Annotated in this window: 1 protein-coding gene; it reads right to left on the bottom strand. The window is 58.9% G+C overall.

The genetic code is table 11. The features are described 5' to 3' along the window. The coding region (gene mraW / locus NE591_RS13755; RefSeq protein WP_256156919.1) for a 16S rRNA (cytosine(1402)-N(4))-methyltransferase at nucleotides 1-314 on the bottom strand (314 nt) is incomplete at both ends.

Genomic DNA, 314 nt, shown 5'->3' with positions numbered 1-314 from the left:
GATGCGGCTCGCCCACTTCTCGTCCGAGTAACTGCGAATGATCCGAGTGAGATCTGCTGCGTTGTAGGTGTTGACGATCTCTTCTGCGGTTAGAGTTTGTTTCCCCGGATCTATCCGCATGTCGAGGGGGCCGTTCTCCTTGAAGGAGAAGCCACGTGATTGCGTGTCTATCTGCACCGATGAGACGCCCAGGTCGAACAGTATCGCGTCGATGCCGGGGATCTCGCAACTCGCTAGCAGCTCATCGAGGTCGCCGAAGTTGCCGCGCAGAAGCGCGAGCTCGGGACGATCGCCCGCAGGTATCGACTCCAGCT

Source organism: Adlercreutzia sp. DFI.6.23 (assembly GCF_024462535.1).
Classification (GTDB): Bacteria; Actinomycetota; Coriobacteriia; order Coriobacteriales; family Eggerthellaceae; genus Adlercreutzia; species Adlercreutzia rubneri.
Note: the sequence above shows the minus strand (reverse complement) of the source record. Positions and strands in the feature narration are given on the sequence as shown.